The sequence below is a fragment of the Hydrogenophaga sp. genome (assembly GCF_022844385.1).
In the GTDB taxonomy this organism is placed as follows: Bacteria; Pseudomonadota; Gammaproteobacteria; order Burkholderiales; family Burkholderiaceae_C; genus Hydrogenophaga.
This window is the reverse complement of the sequence record NZ_JALHLX010000004.1, coordinates 1-15,560: the sequence shown is the minus strand read 5'-3', so window position 1 is coordinate 15,560 and position 15,560 is coordinate 1. Positions and strand designations below refer to the sequence as shown.

The following is a 15,560-nucleotide window of genomic DNA, read 5'->3' as shown; positions in this document are numbered from 1 at the left end:
GCGCCCCTTGCCGGACCAAGCGGCTGCGGCCAAGCGAACGCCGCCCGTTGGTGCACCGACGACGCCGCCTGCGCTCAGGCGGTCAAACGGGCGTTTTGCGGGAACATGACTGCCCGTGCCTCTTCGTCCATCTCGGCCTTGAAGGCGTGCTTGGCCTTGAGAGCTTCGGCACGCTGAGCGGCCGGACGGGTGTTGATCTCATCGAGCAGGCGCTTGACGTTGGGCAACTGCTCCCACGCGGCGGCCCCGAGCACAAACGGCACGGCGCGCGCCCAGCCCCAGACAGCCATGTCGACCAGGGTGTAGGTCTCGCCGAGCATGTAGCGATGCTGGGCCAGTTGCTGGTCGATGATCTTCCAGTGGCGCCAGGCTTCGAAGTCGTAGCGGTTGACCGCATAGGCCTTGGGCTCGGGGGCAAAGTGTTTGAAATGAACCGCCTGCCCGGAATACGGGCCGACCCCGGTGGCGACGAACATTAACCAAGACAGCATCTGTGCACGGGCCTCGGGCGTGTCTGGCGGCAGGAACTGGCCGGACTTCTCCGCCAGATACAGTAGGATGGCATTGCTGTCGAACACCACCGCGTCGCCGTCGACCAGGGCCGGCGTTTTCGCGTTGGGATTGATCGCCGTGAACGCGGCCTCGTGCTGCTCGCCCTTGCGCGTATCCACCGGCACCAGTTCGTAGGGCAGTCCGGTTTCTTCGAGCAACAGCGCGACCTTGGCCGGGTTGGGAGAGGGGTGGTAGTAGAACTTGATCATGAAGGTCTCCGTGGCAATGAGTGGGTGGTCTGAGCGGTGTCGGGCCGCTGGATGGCTCAGCCGGCTGCTGGCGACAGCTTGTCTTGGGTGCGTGTGTCGAAGTCCTGGGCGTCATGCCTCTCGTGCAGCTGCTCTTCTGCTGGACCCCAGTTGCGGTTGACCATGCGCCCGCGGCGAACCGCCGGTCGCGCAGCGATTTCTTGGGCCCAGCGTTGGACGTTTGTATAGGTCTGTACCTGCAGGAATTCGGCCGCGTTGTAGAGATGACCCAGCACCAGCGCACCGTACCAGGGCCACACTGCGATGTCAGCGATGCTGTAGTCGTCACCGCCCAGGTGGCGACATTGCGCCAGGCGTCGGTCGAGGACGTCGAGCTGGCGCTTGGTTTCCATGGTGAAGCGGTCGATCGGGTACTCAAACTTGGCCGGCGCATAGGCGTAGAAATGGCCGAAGCCGCCGCCTAGGTAAGGGGCGCTGCCCATCTGCCAGAAAAGCCATGACAGCGCTTCGGTGCGTGCGGCTGGATCTTCGGGCAGCAGCGCATTGAATTTGGTAGCCAGGTACAGCAGGATGTTCCCTGACTCGAACACACGCTGCGGCACCGCTGCGCTGCGGTCGAGCAACGCCGGGATTTTCGAGTTGGGGTTGACGGCCACAAAGCCCGAGCCGAATTGGTCGCCTTCGGAGATGCGGATCAGCCAGGCGTCGTATTCAGCGCCGCGGTGGCCCATGGCCAACAACTCTTCGAGCATCACGGTCACCTTCACACCGTTCGGCGTGGCTAGCGAGTACAGCTGCAGCGGGTGTTGGCCGACCGGAAGGTCCTGGTCGTGCGTGGCACCGGCAGTCGGACGGTTGATGCTGGCGAACTGGCCGCCGTTGGGTGCGTTCCAGGTCCAGACAGCGGGTGGGACATAGTCAATTGGGGTGGTCATGGGCGAGGTTGCTCAGGTGTCTGGGAAGAAGGACACGAAGCGGTGTACAGCTATACAGTTCATGTTACGGGAAAGCGGTGTTGAGCCGCTCGCTGCACCTGAATTGCCCGGAGTACCGTCTGCCTGTAGGCGTATAGAAGCGCCTGACGTCTCCCCCACACTCCAGACTTCTCAAAACTAAAGTTAAGGTTGCTTCCACATAGCCTCGACCGATGTCCGACAGCTAGCGGTTCATCATCATCCAGCGGAATTAGCGGCCAGATAGCGGGGGGGGAGGTGCGAAAAAAAGAATGTGAATTTTCTACCCTTTGGCGGTCCCGTGCTGCGCGCGGAACGTGTTGATTGCGGTCAGGTCAGCCCGGCCTGGTTCGCCACCCAGTGACTCGTCTGCGCCAGCGCCCGGTCGAGCGGCCCGGAGCTGCGCTGCACGCGGGACAGCAAGGTGGCGCCCAGCCACTGCTGGTAGAGCTGTTCCGCCACCTCGGCCGGGTCGGGGCAGCCGGTCAGCTCACCGTCTGAAATGCCTTGCCTCAGGCAGCCTTCCAGCCGGGCCAGCACTTGGGTCGTGCCGTGTTCCAGCGTCGCGCGCATCGACTCCGACAAGTCGCAGACCTCGGCGCTCAGCTTGACCACCAGGCAGCGCTCTGTCAGGTCATCACCCGATTGCAGCGCATGCCACCGGCCGAAGAAAGCGAGCAGCCGCGCCGCAGCGGTTTGCCCTGGCGCCGCCAGCAGGGCATCCGTCTGCTCCAAGTACCCCTCGAAGTGCCGCTCGAGCAAGGCCTCGCCGAATTGGTCCTTGGAGCGGAACCAGTGATAGAACGAGCCTTTGGGCACCCCCGCCGCAGCCAAGATCTCGCTCAGGCCCACCGCGGCGAAACCCTTGCTGACGATGATCGACCGCGCGGTATCCAGTATCTGCTGGCGCGTATCGACGACCGGATTTGCGTTCATGGCCGCAGGGGTATGCGAGCGGTGCGTCAGGCGACGGCTGTTTCGAGTGCCGGGTAGTCGTCGTAGCCTTCGGGGCCACCGGCGTAAAACGATTCGGGCCTGGGCGTGTTGTACGGGCCGTCACGACGCAGCCGCTCGGGCAGGTCCGGATTGGCGATGAACAGCTTGCCGAAGGCAATGAAGTCGGCCTGCTCCCGAGCGATCGCCGCCGTCGCCCGGGCACGGTCGTAGTCGCCATTGGCCATGTAGGCGCCGTTGAAAATTTGCCGCAGCTTCTGGAAGTCGAAGCTGCTGCTGGGGTCTTCCACCACGTGGAGGTAAGCCAGCCCGTAGGCGTTGAGCTGTTCGGTGATGGCTTCGAACGTCGATTGCGGCATGGAGTCGGCGATGTCATTGAACGCGTTCACCGGCGACAGCCGAACGCCGACGCGACCCGCTTCCCACACTGTCAGCACCGCCTCCGTGACCTCGCGCAGCAGGCGGGCTCGGTTGGCCACCGAGCCGCCATAGCCGTCTGTGCGATGGTTCGTGCCGTCACGCAGGAACTGGTCGATCAGGTAGCCGTTGGCGGCATGGATCTCGACCCCGTCGAAACCCGCCGTCTTGGCATGCACGGCGGCACGGCGGAAGTCTTCAATCAGCGCCGGGATCTCTTCGGTCTCGAGTGCGCGCGGCGTCTCGAAGGGCTTCATGCCCTGTTCGGTGTAGATCTCGCCGGCCGGACGGATCGCCGAGGGCGCCACCGGCAAGCTGCCGTCGGCCTGCGTCAGCGGGTGGGAGACGCGCCCGACGTGCCACAGCTGCAAGAAGATCTTGCCGCCGTGGGCATGAACGGCTTGCGTCACGCCCTGCCAGCCAGCCACCTGTTCGGGGCTGTGGATGCCCGGCGTCTTGGGATACCCCTGGCCCTGCGGCGTGATCTGCGTGGCCTCGGAAATGATCAGACCGGCGCTGGCGCGCTGCGCGTAGTAGCGCGCGTTCAAGGCGTGAGGTACGTTGCCTGCCGCAGCGCGGCTGCGCGTCAGCGGCGCCATCACGATGCGGTTGCTCAACGAGACGCTACCGAGGACGGAGGGAGAGAACAGGGCGCTTGGTGCCAGGGTCGAAGTGCTTTGGTTCATGTATTGATGCAGTTAGGGGCAAAACATGCATTGTATTAGACCAGTCGTCTAGCGCAAGATTGCAAGGCTATTCTCAGTGCGCGATACCAAGCCAGGCGACTTTCAAACATTCGCCGTGAGCCGATATCGACGGTTTCAGCCTCCACTCTGCCGTGCGTTGCGCGGCCGACACCTCCAGGTATCGGTGCTACACCTCGCAACGGGACCATGAAGCAGGAGTTGCGCACACCCTCGTACAAAAGGGGTGGGAGGACATGCCGGTGGTCAGTGCGTGAGGGCGCTGTAGGAGCGTGACCTCACTCACGCCGAAAAGATGGATCGGGAGGTTCGTGTTTTTGCTCGCGGATGAGTTGGAGCGCTATTTCGATAGAAAGTGTTTGCGCAGCTTTCTGCCACGACTATGACCAAGGCATGGGGCCGATGTCGATCTCGCTAAACGCCGCGACAAGTCGTTCTTCGAGAGACTCGCGCAATGCGGTCACGCGTTCCTGATCGATTACCAAGCCCTTGGCGATGCGGTGTGCCGCCACGAGGTCAAGCGCAAACCTGACTGATCGCTGTAGTTCGCGTGGATCGACTTCGTTGAGGTCCATAAAGCGAGAAGGTACACCCAACACCAGCATGTAGGAATTCGGCGAAACCTCCAGAACTTTCTCGCTGTCATTGGGGAGCTTTCATCTGCTTCAGACTGTTAGAGACTGATTGCTGCCACTTAGGTTCGACGGCAGAGTCCATGGGCGCCAACGCAAGCGGTCGCTTACCGGTCAGGATCTCAAGCGACCGATCGATTACCTGTACCGGTCGTTCGGCACTGTAGCGAAGTGCAAAGTTCTGGAATGGCCCTTTGCGTCACGGACGAAACGGTGTTCTGGACCATGGGCAGGCCTTCTTCAAGCGCCAGCAGGGAGGGCGAATCACTTCTTTTGGTCCTTCAGTGTCCGTAGCGCAATACCCGCCACCCGGGTTCCCTGTGCTCCTCAAAGTGCGTGATAGACGGGCAATAGTTCACTTTGACCTGATGCTGTTGCAACATTCTGATCATTGCTCTCGCCGCAAATAAAGAAGGAAACAAGGGGTGGCCGTTGGATCGCAATGCCCAAGACATCGCGCGCGGTATGTGGATATGCGGCAGTCTTGACGTCGCCATCCGCATCCGGCATTTGTGCAGGTGAGCCTGCCGTGAATCTCGTTGAAGGTGCGTGGATAAACTTTGAGCGCCGACTGGCGAGCTGCTCAGGCCTGACCTCGATGGAGTCACATTTCATGGCGCCGTGTTCTCGGCGCCAAATACCTGGTCGACAAATGCCAGCAGCGAAGCGGTGGGCTGTTTGTCGCGATGCACGACCAGGTGAGATTGTCGGAGCTGCCGCGGCAAGGTCGTGGAGATGCGGCACAGGCGGCCGGCCTCCAAAGCGTCGCTCACGACCCACGACGAAAGGCAGGCCACCCCCATACCCGCCTCGGCCGCATGTTTGATCGCCTCCGAACTTCCCAGCTCGATGCTTCGACGGTAGGAGCGCAAGTGGGGCAGCAGACTTTGGTCGGTGGCCTCGCGCGTTCCCGAGCCCGACTCACGCAACAGCCAGACCCCTTCACGCAGTGTCCGCATTGGCACCCGCTCGCCGGCCAGGCTCATTCGTGCCCACGCGCTGTCAGGCGATGTAACGACCACCATCTCGTCCTGGTGCCATGGCGTGACGGCCAGCGCCGCTTGGTGGCAAGGCCCTTCGATCAGGCCCACGTCCAGTTCAAACGCAGCGACCGCGTCACAGATGGCCGCCGTGTTTCCGATCACGACCTTTGAGCGCCAGGCACTGGCATGGCCCGGTTGCGCTGCGACAAAACGGGCCAGCAGCCTGGGCAGCACATAGTTGCCGATGGTGGTGCTGGCGCCGATGCGCAGCGACTGCGCCTGGGCGCTGCCATCGCGGGACATCAGCTCGATGCCGGCGGCACCGTCCAGCAGCGCCAGGGCCCGCGGCAGTAACGCACGGCCGTTGTCGTTGAGCAGCAGGCGCTTGCCCGCGCGGTCGAACAGGCGCAGCGACAGCAGCCGCTCAAGTTCATTCACGGCCGAGCTGGTGGCCGACTGCGACAGCGCAATCTCGGCGCTGGCTGCCGTGGTAGTGCCGCTGCGCGCAACCGCCACGAAGATCTGCAGCTGTCGCAGCGTGAGGCGAAGGGTATTCATGGCGGATTCGTTTGCAAAGCGATTAGATGGGTACATCTTAGCGATACAACCCGTTTGACGGGTCATCCATGAAGCCGGAAGCTTTGTCCTCACGAACTTCAACCGGAGGCAAGCAGCATGACCATCAACGTACTTCCTGAGCCACGCACATTGGCCTCTGCATCGGCTTTCGCACGCATGCTCCCCGGCCTGGCCCTGAGCGGCGCCTTGGCTGCCACCGGTATCGCGCTGGGCCGCATCGCCTGGCTGCAGGACCATGGCTTCAGTGCGCTGACGCTGGCCATCGTGCTGGGCATGATCGTGGGCAACACGGTTTACCCGTGGGCCCCGCGCTTGGCGGTAGCCAGCGGCGCCGGCGTCAACTTCTCCAAGCAGAACCTGCTTCGCCTGGGCGTGGTGCTGTACGGCCTGCGGCTCACCGTGCAGGACATTGACCATGTCGGCATCGCTGGTGTCGCCATCGACGCGATGATATTGGGTTCGACCTTCGCACTGGCCTGCCTCATCGGCACGCGCTGGCTGGGCCTGGAGCGCAAGACGGCGATGCTGATCGGCGCTGGCAGTGCCATCTGCGGCGCTGCTGCGGTGATGGCCGCCGAGCCGGTGGTCAAGGCGCGCGCCGAGCAGGTCACGGTGGCGGTGGCCACGGTGGTGGTGTTCGGCACGCTGGCGATCTTCCTGTACCCGGCGCTGTTCGAGCTGAACCGGCACTGGGCGCTGATCCCCGGCGGCGCCAACGGGTTCGGCATCTACGTCGGATCGACCATCCACGAGGTGGCCCAGGTGGTGGCCGCAGCACGTTCGGTGGGCCCGGACGCAGCCAACTCGGCCGTCATCGCGAAGATGGTTCGAGTAATGATGCTGGCGCCGTTCCTGGTGATGCTGTCGGCTTGGCTGGCGCGCGACAGCACCCTGCAAGCCCTAGTGGAGGCAGAGCATGCTCACGCCAAGGGTCAACTCGCTGTGCCCTGGTTCGCCTTCGGCTTCGTCGCGGTCGTGTTGCTCAATTCGCTGCAATGGCTGCCGGCGTCGGTGGTGGCAGTGACGACCGAGATTGACACCGCGCTGCTGGCGATGGCGATGGCTGCGCTCGGCCTGGCCACGCACATCGGCGCCATTCGCAAGGCCGGGGCCAAGCCGCTGCTGCTGGCGTTGATCTTGTTCGGCTGGCTCATCGTCGGAGGCGCGCTCATCAACCGCTGGGTGCCGGCCCTGCTGGGCTGAAGCCTCGAATTCACGGCCCAGGGCCCTGACCCTAAATTTCTTTGCACGCTCTGGAATAGACCGCATGCCGACGCCGTCTGCTCTTTTGTCGGGACCTATCTGACCCTTCGTCCCGCACTCACCCCCCTTCACTTCACACCAACCCTTCATCGGAGCCCACAATGTTCAAGACTTTCGCTTTCGCCGCCACCGCCCTGACGCTCGCCTCCGGCAGCGCCTTCGCCGCCCCCAGCGACGACGCCCGCACGCACTTCCAGGCCATCGCCTCGGGCGACACCCAGATCGTCATGCGTGCCTATGCCGACCAGGCCCAGCTGAACTGGGTAGGCGGCCCACTCGACGGCACCTATGCCACCACCGATGCCATTCGCGGCACCTGGGAGAAGTTCGGCAAGGCCGTCGGCCCACTGAAGCTCACAGTCGGCCAGATTGAAGAATCGGCCAACCCCAAGGGCGCCACCGTCTCGGCCAACGTCGTCTTCGAAGGCAAGATGCCCATCAAGGTGCGCTACGTGCTGACGTTCCGTGAAGGCAAGATCGTCAGTGAAACCTGGCAGATCGACCCCAAGCTGGCGGTGGCTGCGGCTTACTGAACGGCACGCAGCGTGGCTACTCTCCACCAGACCCCAAAGGACAACCCCATGAAGCACCTTTCGACTCTGGCCGCGCTGCTGATCACAGCGGCTTCCTTCGCGGCACCACTCACCGGCGCTATGGCTGCCGACGCGCCGGCCAAGCTCGCCAACGGCGCGCTGGTCGACGCCAAGGGCATGACGCTCTACACCTTCGACAAGGACGTGGCAGGCAGCGGCAAGAGCACCTGCAACGGCGGCTGCGCCGCGCTGTGGCCGCCCGCGATGGCCGCCGCCAGCGACCAACCCGCCGGTGCATACACGATCGTCATGCGCGACGACGGTGCGCGCCAGTGGGCCTACAAGGGCAAGCCGGTCTACACCTACCAGGCCGACCAGAAGCCCGGCGACCGCGCCGGCGACAACTTCAAAGACGTCTGGCACATCATCAAGGAATGACATTTGCTGTCGACTTCCGTCCAGTCCCTCAGGCCACGACCCCCCGATGCAAGACGACGCAAGCCTGCTGAGCTGGGTGCCGCGCCTGCGCCGCTATTCGCGCGCGCTGGTGAACAACCGTGACGACGCCGACGATCTGGTGCAGGACACGCTGGAGCGGGCCTGGGCCAAGTCGAACCTGTGGGGCGGCGTGGCCGACATGCGCGCCTGGCTCTTCAGCATCATGCACAACCTGCACGTCGATGGCGTGCGCCGTCCCAGGCTGCACACCGTGACCATGGACGACGACACGCCCGAAGTGCCGGTGGCGCCGACACAAACCGACAGGCTGGCTGTACTGGATCTGCAGGCTGCACTGGACTTGCTGCCCGTCGAGCAGAAGGAAGTGCTTCTTCTGGTGACGCTGGAAGACATGGCCTATGCCGATGTGGCGCAGGCCCTGGGTATCCCCATCGGCACCGTGATGTCGCGCCTGTCGCGAGGCCGTGAGCGCCTGCGCGGCCTGATGGAAGGCCGCGCAGAACCGGTGCGGCTGAAAGTCGTCAAATGAATGTATTGCGAAGCAACCCATGAATACCGACCGTCCGCCACCGTCCATTCCCCCGGTCACCGAGGCCGACCTGCATGCGTTCGTTGATGGCCGCCTGCCCGCTGAGCGCCAGGTCGAGATCGCCGCTTATCTGGCCGCACGCCCTGAAGACGCGCAGCGCCTGGAGGCCTACCGGGCGCATAAGCGCGAACTGCACGCCTTGTTCGATCCCGTGCTGGATGAACAGCCGCCGCAGCGCCTGCTGAAATCGGCGCGCCCGCGCGCCGTGCCGCAGACGCCTTGGTACCTCCAGCGCCTGGCCGCTGGGATCGCCATCGCCGTCATCAGCGGCGCCACAGGCTGGGGCTTGCGGGGCGGCCTGCCCGCGGGGGGCGACGATGCCGGCCGCATGGCCGCCGCGGCACCCGCCGAGCGCGGCCTGACGCTGGCGTCAGCGGGCGGCTTCGCGCAGCGCGCGGCGGTGGCTCACGCGGTATACAGTCCCGACGCGCGCCGCCCGGTCGAGGTGGACGCGGCGCACGAGGACCAGTTGGTGGCATGGCTGTCCAAGCGCATGGGCGCGCCGATGAAGCCGCCGCACCTGCAGGCCCAGGGCTACACGCTGGAAGGCGGGCGCCTGTTGCCGGGCGGCCAGGGGCCGGTGGCGCAGTTCATGTACCGCAACGAGCTCGGCAGCAAGCTGACGCTGTACGTGTCCAACGATGTCGCCGACGTGGGCAGTGCCGCGAGGCCGGACAAGGCACTGCAGGCCAGCGTGAAGAACACAGACACGGCCTTCCGCTTCGCACGCGAAGGTGTGGTCAATGTCTTCTACTGGGTCGACGGTCCCTTCGGCTACGCCCTGTCGTCCGACGCCGACCGCAGCGTGCTGGCGCAGGTGTCGGCCGAGGTCTATCGGCAACTTGGCACCCCGCGCTGAAGGCCAGGGCGGCGTCGGCGCGACGCGCTGTCGGCATGCCCAGGGAATGAAACGGCCCGAGCCGCGCTCTTGACCTGAAGCAAGCGCTGGGCAGTGGTTCATCGGCGGCTGCCGGCCCACGACCCAAGCGATCACTCTCCACACCAACTCAGAAAGCACACATGACCACCCAACGCCGCGACATTCTCAAGTACACCCTGGCCGCCGCGGCAGCCAGCGCGCTGCCCGCAGCACATGCCCAGGCCCCGTCCGGCGCTTCAGCGGGAGCCGCAGCCACCGGCATCGACCCGCGCGACCGCGTCTTCATCACCAATGAAGACTCCAACACGCTGGTCGTCATCGATCCGAAGACGAACACCGTCGAGAGCACGATCAACCTGACCAGCTTCGACGAAGACCCTCGTCCCCCGTTTCGCTTTGTGACGGCCGGCGTGGCGCCAACGCACGCGGCGATGGTCCACAAGCCGCTGTACCACGGCTGTATCGATGCGCACGGCGCGGTGCCGTCGCCCGATGGCCGGTTGCTGGCCACCAGCGGGCGCGGCTCCAGCAACATTTATCTGATCGACGCCGAGCAGCGCCGCGTCATCGGCAACACACCCAACCCTGCGTCTGGGCCCACCACCAACCCCGAGCGCCTGAGTAGTGGCCTGCTGCTGGGCCGCGAACCGCACGAGCCCACTTTCACGCGCAACGGCCGCGAGCTGTGGGTCACGCTGCGCGGTGAAGACCGTATTGCCATCGTCGGCGTCGATCGTGCCGTTCGCCAGCTCAAGGGGGCCGACAGCCCGGGCTCCAGCGCGGTTCGCCAATACCTGCCCACGCTGAGCGGCCCGGCGCAGGTGTGGTTCAACCGTGAGGGTACGTTGGCCTTTGTGGCCAGCCAGAAGGTGTCGAAGATCGACGTGTTCCGCGTCAACCCCGGCGCGGATGGCCACAGCCAACCGCAGCGGCTGACCACGCTGGACATCAGCGCACAGGACAAACCCGGCTTCACGCCCTTCATGAAGACCACACCCGACGGTGCCGAGGTGTGGTTCTCGCACAAGCTGGCTGATGCGGTGTCTTGCCGCTCGACGCAGGGTGGCTTCGACCTGATCGACACCGTGCCACTCGGCATGGGCGCTCGGCCCAACCACGTTGAGTTCGTGCGCAATGCGCGCGGCAGCGTGGTCTATGCCAGCCTGGCGCGCATCGACGATGGTGGCCCCGGCGGCGTGGCGTCGAGCCCGATCGCCATCATCGACCGCAGCGCTCCGGGCGGACAGCGCAAGGTGGTGGGCACCTTCTCCAGCCGTGGCCGCGAGTCGCACGGGTTGTGGACCAACCCCGAGAACACGCTGCTGTATGTGGCCCACGAACAGGACGAGCTGCCCGGCACGCCCAACGCGGGCCAGACCGTGTGCAGTGCATTTGATGTGAGCGACCCGCTGCGCCCGACCTTCATTGCGCAGATCCCCCTGGGCAATCTGACGCTGCCCTCTGGCGCGCTGCGCAACAAAAAGAGCATCAACCTCGTCTACGTGCGTGTGGGCGAGAAGGGCCAGACGGCATGAGCGGCGCGCACACCAGCCACGGCGCCAGCGCCGCGCACACCAGCGCATTCCAGCGGGATATGGACGAATCGATGGCCCGCATGATGCAGGCCATGCACAGCCCGGGCTACGCAGGCCAGGCCGACCAGGACTTTCTGGCGATGATGATTCCGCACCACGCCGGCGCTGTGGACATGGCGCGGCTGGTGTTGCAGCATGGGCGCGATCCTGTCACCCGGCAGTTGGCCGAGGAAATCATTGCCGGGCAGACGGTGGAGATCCAGAGCATGCAACGCCGACTGCACACCCTGCAGCAGCGCACAGCCAAAGGTGCGGAAGCGGAATTTCCGTCGCTGGGTGGGACGCGGGGGCCTTGATCGACAGCCCTAGGGAAAGTACCGATGAGCGCCACGGAATGAACCAAGCCACGCAGCGCTCTTGATCACCATGCTGTTCCAGTCTGCCGAGTCCCGCTATAACCAATGGGTGCGTGAGCACTACCGTTTTTTGCTGCGCAGTGCGTGGGCGCTCACTGGTTCGCGCGCCATTGCCGAAGACGTGGTGCAAGACTGTTTTGCCAACGCCTGGAAGCACCGGGAGCAACTGCGCGACGCTGCGCTGGCACGGGCTTGGCTCTTTCAGATCATGCGCCGCGCCGCCTTTCGCCAGGCCGCACCCAGCATGCAGTCGCTGGACGATGAAGAGCAGCCCGAGCAAGCGGCGCCCGACGCGGGGCTGGACGACAAACTCGATGTCGTCAAGGCGCTCGCGCGCCTGGCGCCCATCCACCGCGAGGTGCTGGTGCTGTTTTATTTCGACGACATGCCCACCGCCCAGATGGCCGAGGCGCTGGAGATCGCGCCCGGCACGGTGTTGTCGCGCCTAGCCCGTGCGCGCGACGCTTTGAAGCTGGCCATGGGGGTACCTGCGACACCCAAGGCCGATGTCAACGTTACCCCGTTTCGCAGGACCAAGACATGAGCCCCGATACCGACGCGCCTTTCCTGCCCGACAGCGAATTCGATTTGCGCGCGCGCGCCGAGTTGGCGATCGCCTTCGAGGCCAGCGACGCACCGGCACACCTGTACCGAAAGCCGCAGCCGCTGCTGGCGCGACGCGGCTTGCAGCGTTTTCTGGCTGCGCTTTTGCTGGCCGGTGGCACCAGCGGCGGGGTGCTAGCCGTGCGACCGCCAGCGATGGTGCGCGACGCGATCGACCACGAATACCACGAGCGCAGCTTGCGGGGCAGTTTCATGGAGCAGCGCCAGTTGCTCATGCACCTGGGCATGCGGGACGCCAACGTGGTGCCCGGGTTTCCCCAACTCATGCGGCCATGCGATATCGAAGGTCACCTCGCTTACCACCTCACCACGTTCTTCGAGAAGGGCGGCATGGTGACGGTGTATGCCTTTGACCAGCCTGTGGACCTGCGCGAGGCCAGCGGCTGGTGGAGCAACGTGCACTGGAAGGTGATCCGCTCGCGCGAGGGCAAGCCCTTGTTGCTGGTGGCCCAGAAAAAGAAGGCACTGGCGGTCGCGCAGACGGCACTGCAGGCACCTCCCGTGTCCGGGCCAGGCTGAGGCACCGCGTCCCTGTCAACGAATCAACCGCTCACCCCTTTCACCCCAACCGGCGCACGACGCCCAACCACCGGAGACCCCAGAAATGAACCAACAACCCACCTCGCTCCCCCGGCGCCACCTGCTGGCCGGCAGCGGCGCTGCTTTGGCTGCCGTTGGTCTGGCCAGCTTTGGCCGCACCGCAGCCGCTGCTGGTGAGACCGCGCCCGTCGCCGTGGCCGGTGCTGCCAAGCCTCTGCCAGCGTACGTGGGCTGGAAGGACCCGGCCAGCCTGATCGTGCACAGCAGCACCACCATTGAGACCAAGCGCAGTGTGTTCGGCACCAGCGTAATCACGCCGTCCGAGCAGCTCTACATCCGCAACAACCTGCCCGCGCCCGACGTCTCGATCCTGGGCAACCGCGATGCCTGGGAGATCAACATCGAGGGGGTGAAGAACCCGCGCAAACTCACGCTGGGCGACCTCAAGCGCATGGGCATCGAGACCACGGCGATGGTGTTGCAATGCTCTGGCAACGGACGCGGCTACTTCCCCAACAAGCCCAGTGGAACGCCTTGGCAAGTGGGCGCAGCAGGCTGTGTGGTGTGGAGCGGTGTGCCGGTGCGCTGGGTGGTGGATGCCCTGGGCGGCGTGGAGGCCGGCATGGCCTACCTCACCGGCACAGGCGGCGAAAAACTCCCCGATGGACTGGACCCCAAGAGCGTGATCGTGGAACGCTCGGTGCCTGCTGCCGCACTCGCCGATGCCCTGCTGGCCTGGGAAATGAACGGTGTGCCGATTTCGCTGGCCCACGGCGGCCCACTGCGCTTGATCGTGCCGGGTTACACGGGCGTGAACAACATCAAGTACGTCAAACGCCTGGCCTTCACCGCTCAGGAGACCGACGCACGCATCATGTCGCACGGCTACCGCATTTCACCGCCCGGCGCGAAGGGCGACCCGTCGCAGCCATCGGTGCAGGAAATGACGGTGAAGTCGTGGATCAACGGTCCCGGCACGGACGGCGCCCCGCTTAAAGCGGGTGACACACAGATCCATGGCGTGGCGTTTGGCGGCATGAACGCGGTGGCCAAGGTCGAGGTTTCTCTGGACGGCGGAAAAACCTGGCAGCTCGCGCGCATGGTGGGGCCCGACCTCGGCCGCTTTGCGTGGCGGCAGTTTGTTTTTGCGGCACGCCTGCCGGCGGGCCAGTTCACCCTGGCGAGCCGAGCCACCGACACCGCAGGCAACGTGCAGCCCGAACAACGCATGGAAAACGCGGGCGGCTACAACAACACCAGCTGGGCCGACCACGCCGTGAAAGTGAGCGTGGCATGAAGCGCACAATCCAAAAACACGCGTTGGTCGCTGCCCTGTGGTCGTTGGCATTCACAGTGCTGCCCGTGCACGCCGCCGACGATGCCGCGCAACTTCAACAAGGCAAGGTGTTGTTCGGCCAAGGCGCGGTGCCTGCCTGCGCCCTGTGCCATGCGCTCAAGGACGCGGGAGCCGAAGGCGCCGTGGGCCCCAGCCTGGACGAGCTCAAGCCCGATGCCAAGCGCGTGGCCACCGCGCTGCGCAACGGGATTGGGCAGATGCCGTCCTACAACGGCAAACTCAGTGATGCGCAAATTGCCGCCCTGGCGGCCTACGTGGCCAAGGCTTCGGGTGGATCAAAGTGATGGCTGGTTGGCCACAGCGCTGCTGCGCCAACTGACAAAAAGGACGGGATCACCTGCAAACAGCGATCCCGACTGAGTGGCTGACCCAGGGCGGGTCAGCCACTCACCATCACTTGCCTGGTTTGATGTCGGGGACCACCATCCAGCCAGCCCCCATCATCACAACCGCCGGGAACTTCTCGCCGGCCTAAGTCTTGCCCAGCATGGCCTTGTGCTCGCGGTAAGCCATCAACGCTGGCGACACGCCCAGGTGATTGATCGCACCATGCTTGATGCTGCTGCAGTCTTGCTCGTCGAGCTTGCAGATCTCTGCACGCTGTTGTCAACTCTCTAGCAATGTCAACTACGCGCCTGAAACCTGTCTCTGCGCCTTACCACGATGCATGAATAGGAGTGATCGCAATCCGGCACGCCAAGGGCATGCACGTTGAAAACTCGAACGGCAGCAACCGCTGCACAAGAGTCCTTGGCTTGTCCGTCGCGGTAAACCGCAGCGAGTCGTCAAGAACCCGTTGAAATCTCACCCAGAAGATTCGAAGCAGCACTTCTTGATGTTTCGCCGTGGCGTTGATACCCGAGCACCACCGCCACGGATTGATGACCCGTCATCGCCATGGTGTCTGCAAGAGAGACCTTTCGTAAGGCGGCCTCAGTTACGAAGCCAGCGCGCAAGGAGTGCGCAGAAAACTCCCCATCAACACCTGCCAACAAACACCGCGCCTGCACGATGTCTCGCACGGATGCGGCCGACAGCGGCCCACCCAGGTGACCGCCCTTGAGCACGCGACGGAAGAGGGCGCCCTCCCGAATCCCGCTTATCAATAGCCAATCCTCCAGTGCGGCACCCGCTGCTCCGAGCACGGGCTTGTGGTTCTCTGGTCGGTCGACGCCGCTCTGGTTCGTCTTTGAGAAAACAAGTTCATAAGAAAACTCCCCCGGCGCCAGGCGTTTCAAGAACTTCATGTCCGCGGCTGCCACCTCGGGGTCTCCTCGTTTTCAGTGCAATAAGTGACGGTACGCAAAGCTAGCACTGGCGCGGGGGTGGTCTGGGTAGACCGTTGATTTCATTGACTTTCCTGTTCGCTTTGTAAACGGGT

At 64.5% G+C, this 15,560-nt stretch carries 19 protein-coding genes; 11 read left to right on the top strand and 8 right to left on the bottom strand.

Annotated elements, in window-relative coordinates; translation table 11 throughout:
* Positions 1–74: 74 nt before the first annotated feature.
* From Q0C59_RS01585 to Q0C59_RS01555, 7 genes are all read right to left on the bottom strand, one after another.
* The gene (locus Q0C59_RS01585; protein ID WP_251711146.1) at positions 75–761 is read right to left on the bottom strand and encodes a glutathione S-transferase family protein; all 687 of its coding nucleotides are present in this window, start codon (positions 759–761) and stop codon (positions 75–77) included.
* Between the two features lie 56 nt (positions 762–817).
* A complete protein-coding gene (gene yghU, locus Q0C59_RS01580) occupies positions 818–1,696 on the bottom strand; it encodes a glutathione-dependent disulfide-bond oxidoreductase (RefSeq protein WP_251711145.1) in 879 nt (292 codons plus the stop codon).
* A 348-nt stretch (positions 1,697–2,044) separates the two neighbouring features.
* The gene (locus Q0C59_RS01575; protein WP_092701574.1) at positions 2,045–2,650 is read right to left on the bottom strand and encodes a TetR/AcrR family transcriptional regulator; all 606 of its coding nucleotides are present in this window, start codon (positions 2,648–2,650) and stop codon (positions 2,045–2,047) included.
* Positions 2,651–2,676: 26 nt separating this feature from the next.
* Positions 2,677–3,771, bottom strand: coding sequence for an alkene reductase (locus tag Q0C59_RS01570; RefSeq protein ID WP_092701571.1), 1,095 nt, complete (start codon positions 3,769–3,771; stop codon positions 2,677–2,679).
* A 398-nt stretch (positions 3,772–4,169) separates the two neighbouring features.
* Positions 4,170–4,364 carry a hypothetical protein gene (locus tag Q0C59_RS01565; RefSeq protein ID WP_291210755.1) on the bottom strand — a complete coding sequence of 65 codons (195 nt, stop codon included), beginning with the start codon at positions 4,362–4,364 and terminating at the stop codon, positions 4,170–4,172.
* Positions 4,365–4,748: 384 nt separating this feature from the next.
* Entirely contained in the window at positions 4,749–5,036 is a 288-nt protein-coding gene (locus Q0C59_RS01560; protein WP_133156668.1) for a hypothetical protein, read from the bottom strand.
* On the bottom strand, positions 5,033–5,962 hold the full coding sequence (locus tag Q0C59_RS01555) for a LysR family transcriptional regulator (RefSeq protein WP_008904225.1): 930 nt from the start codon (positions 5,960–5,962) through the stop codon (positions 5,033–5,035). The genes Q0C59_RS01560 and Q0C59_RS01555 overlap by 4 nt, the downstream gene beginning before the upstream one ends.
* A 117-nt stretch (positions 5,963–6,079) precedes the next feature.
* Between Q0C59_RS01555 and Q0C59_RS01550 the strand changes: the two genes are divergently transcribed.
* From Q0C59_RS01550 to Q0C59_RS01500, 11 genes are all read left to right on the top strand, one after another.
* Positions 6,080–7,186, top strand: a complete 1,107-nt coding sequence (locus tag Q0C59_RS01550) for a YeiH family protein (RefSeq protein ID WP_008904226.1) — start codon at positions 6,080–6,082, stop codon at positions 7,184–7,186.
* A 161-nt stretch (positions 7,187–7,347) separates the two neighbouring features.
* Positions 7,348–7,779 carry a nuclear transport factor 2 family protein gene (locus Q0C59_RS01545; RefSeq protein ID WP_008904227.1) on the top strand — a complete coding sequence of 144 codons (432 nt, stop codon included), beginning with the start codon at positions 7,348–7,350 and terminating at the stop codon, positions 7,777–7,779.
* 120 nt (positions 7,780–7,899) lie between these two features.
* A complete protein-coding gene (locus tag Q0C59_RS01540) occupies positions 7,900–8,217 on the top strand; it encodes a hypothetical protein (protein ID WP_231624607.1) in 318 nt (105 codons plus the stop codon).
* A gap of 46 nt (positions 8,218–8,263) precedes the next feature.
* A complete protein-coding gene (locus Q0C59_RS01535) occupies positions 8,264–8,767 on the top strand; it encodes an RNA polymerase sigma factor (protein ID WP_008904230.1) in 504 nt (167 codons plus the stop codon).
* Positions 8,768–8,786: 19 nt separating this feature from the next.
* A complete protein-coding gene (locus Q0C59_RS01530) occupies positions 8,787–9,686 on the top strand; it encodes an anti-sigma factor (RefSeq protein WP_291210748.1) in 900 nt (299 codons plus the stop codon).
* Positions 9,687–9,847: 161 nt separating this feature from the next.
* Positions 9,848–11,242 carry a YncE family protein gene (locus tag Q0C59_RS01525; RefSeq protein WP_008904209.1) on the top strand — a complete coding sequence of 465 codons (1,395 nt, stop codon included), beginning with the start codon at positions 9,848–9,850 and terminating at the stop codon, positions 11,240–11,242.
* Entirely contained in the window at positions 11,239–11,598 is a 360-nt protein-coding gene (locus Q0C59_RS01520) for a DUF305 domain-containing protein (RefSeq protein WP_008904210.1), read from the top strand. Before Q0C59_RS01525 ends, Q0C59_RS01520 begins: the two co-directional genes overlap by 4 nt.
* Before the next feature lie 70 nt (positions 11,599–11,668).
* The gene (locus Q0C59_RS01515) at positions 11,669–12,202 is read left to right on the top strand and encodes an RNA polymerase sigma factor (RefSeq protein ID WP_050813810.1); all 534 of its coding nucleotides are present in this window, start codon (positions 11,669–11,671) and stop codon (positions 12,200–12,202) included.
* Positions 12,199–12,801 carry a hypothetical protein gene (locus tag Q0C59_RS01510; RefSeq protein ID WP_008904212.1) on the top strand — a complete coding sequence of 201 codons (603 nt, stop codon included), beginning with the start codon at positions 12,199–12,201 and terminating at the stop codon, positions 12,799–12,801. Before Q0C59_RS01515 ends, Q0C59_RS01510 begins: the two co-directional genes overlap by 4 nt.
* An 85-nt stretch (positions 12,802–12,886) precedes the next feature.
* Positions 12,887–14,119: a sulfite oxidase gene (locus tag Q0C59_RS01505; protein ID WP_008904213.1), complete on the top strand. Its 1,233-nt coding sequence runs from the start codon at positions 12,887–12,889 to the stop codon at positions 14,117–14,119.
* Entirely contained in the window at positions 14,116–14,463 is a 348-nt protein-coding gene (locus tag Q0C59_RS01500; RefSeq protein ID WP_008904214.1) for a cytochrome c, read from the top strand. Before Q0C59_RS01505 ends, Q0C59_RS01500 begins: the two co-directional genes overlap by 4 nt.
* Positions 14,464–14,964: 501 nt before the next feature.
* Here the strand turns inward: Q0C59_RS01500 and Q0C59_RS01495 are convergent.
* Complete coding sequence (locus tag Q0C59_RS01495) at positions 14,965–15,426, bottom strand: tyrosine-type recombinase/integrase (protein WP_366518796.1); 462 nt, start codon at positions 15,424–15,426, stop codon at positions 14,965–14,967.
* Positions 15,427–15,560: the final 134 nt, after the last annotated feature.

What these genes read in the sequence shown, in the direction of transcription:
- Q0C59_RS01495 (WP_366518796.1), bottom strand. Translation starts at nt 15,426, where the DNA reads ATGAAGTTCTTGAAACGCCTGGCGCCGGGGGAGTTTTCTTATGAACTT.
- Q0C59_RS01560 (WP_133156668.1), bottom strand. Translation starts at nt 5,036, where the DNA reads ATGAAATGTGACTCCATCGAGGTCAGGCCTGAGCAGCTCGCCAGTCGG.
- Q0C59_RS01550 (WP_008904226.1), top strand. Translation starts at nt 6,080, where the DNA reads ATGACCATCAACGTACTTCCTGAGCCACGCACATTGGCCTCTGCATCG.
- Q0C59_RS01530 (WP_291210748.1), top strand. Translation starts at nt 8,787, where the DNA reads ATGAATACCGACCGTCCGCCACCGTCCATTCCCCCGGTCACCGAGGCC.
- Q0C59_RS01545 (WP_008904227.1), top strand. Translation starts at nt 7,348, where the DNA reads ATGTTCAAGACTTTCGCTTTCGCCGCCACCGCCCTGACGCTCGCCTCC.
- Q0C59_RS01555 (WP_008904225.1), bottom strand. Translation starts at nt 5,962, where the DNA reads ATGAATACCCTTCGCCTCACGCTGCGACAGCTGCAGATCTTCGTGGCG.
- Q0C59_RS01520 (WP_008904210.1), top strand. Translation starts at nt 11,239, where the DNA reads ATGAGCGGCGCGCACACCAGCCACGGCGCCAGCGCCGCGCACACCAGC.
- Q0C59_RS01500 (WP_008904214.1), top strand. Translation starts at nt 14,116, where the DNA reads ATGAAGCGCACAATCCAAAAACACGCGTTGGTCGCTGCCCTGTGGTCG.
- Q0C59_RS01565 (WP_291210755.1), bottom strand. Translation starts at nt 4,364, where the DNA reads ATGGACCTCAACGAAGTCGATCCACGCGAACTACAGCGATCAGTCAGG.
- Q0C59_RS01525 (WP_008904209.1), top strand. Translation starts at nt 9,848, where the DNA reads ATGACCACCCAACGCCGCGACATTCTCAAGTACACCCTGGCCGCCGCG.
- Q0C59_RS01570 (WP_092701571.1), bottom strand. Translation starts at nt 3,771, where the DNA reads ATGAACCAAAGCACTTCGACCCTGGCACCAAGCGCCCTGTTCTCTCCC.
- Q0C59_RS01510 (WP_008904212.1), top strand. Translation starts at nt 12,199, where the DNA reads ATGAGCCCCGATACCGACGCGCCTTTCCTGCCCGACAGCGAATTCGAT.
- Q0C59_RS01585 (WP_251711146.1), bottom strand. Translation starts at nt 761, where the DNA reads ATGATCAAGTTCTACTACCACCCCTCTCCCAACCCGGCCAAGGTCGCG.
- Q0C59_RS01575 (WP_092701574.1), bottom strand. Translation starts at nt 2,650, where the DNA reads ATGAACGCAAATCCGGTCGTCGATACGCGCCAGCAGATACTGGATACC.
- Q0C59_RS01505 (WP_008904213.1), top strand. Translation starts at nt 12,887, where the DNA reads ATGAACCAACAACCCACCTCGCTCCCCCGGCGCCACCTGCTGGCCGGC.
- Q0C59_RS01535 (WP_008904230.1), top strand. Translation starts at nt 8,264, where the DNA reads ATGCAAGACGACGCAAGCCTGCTGAGCTGGGTGCCGCGCCTGCGCCGC.
- yghU (WP_251711145.1), bottom strand. Translation starts at nt 1,696, where the DNA reads ATGACCACCCCAATTGACTATGTCCCACCCGCTGTCTGGACCTGGAAC.
- Q0C59_RS01540 (WP_231624607.1), top strand. Translation starts at nt 7,900, where the DNA reads ATGGCTGCCGACGCGCCGGCCAAGCTCGCCAACGGCGCGCTGGTCGAC.
- Q0C59_RS01515 (WP_050813810.1), top strand. Translation starts at nt 11,669, where the DNA reads ATGCTGTTCCAGTCTGCCGAGTCCCGCTATAACCAATGGGTGCGTGAG.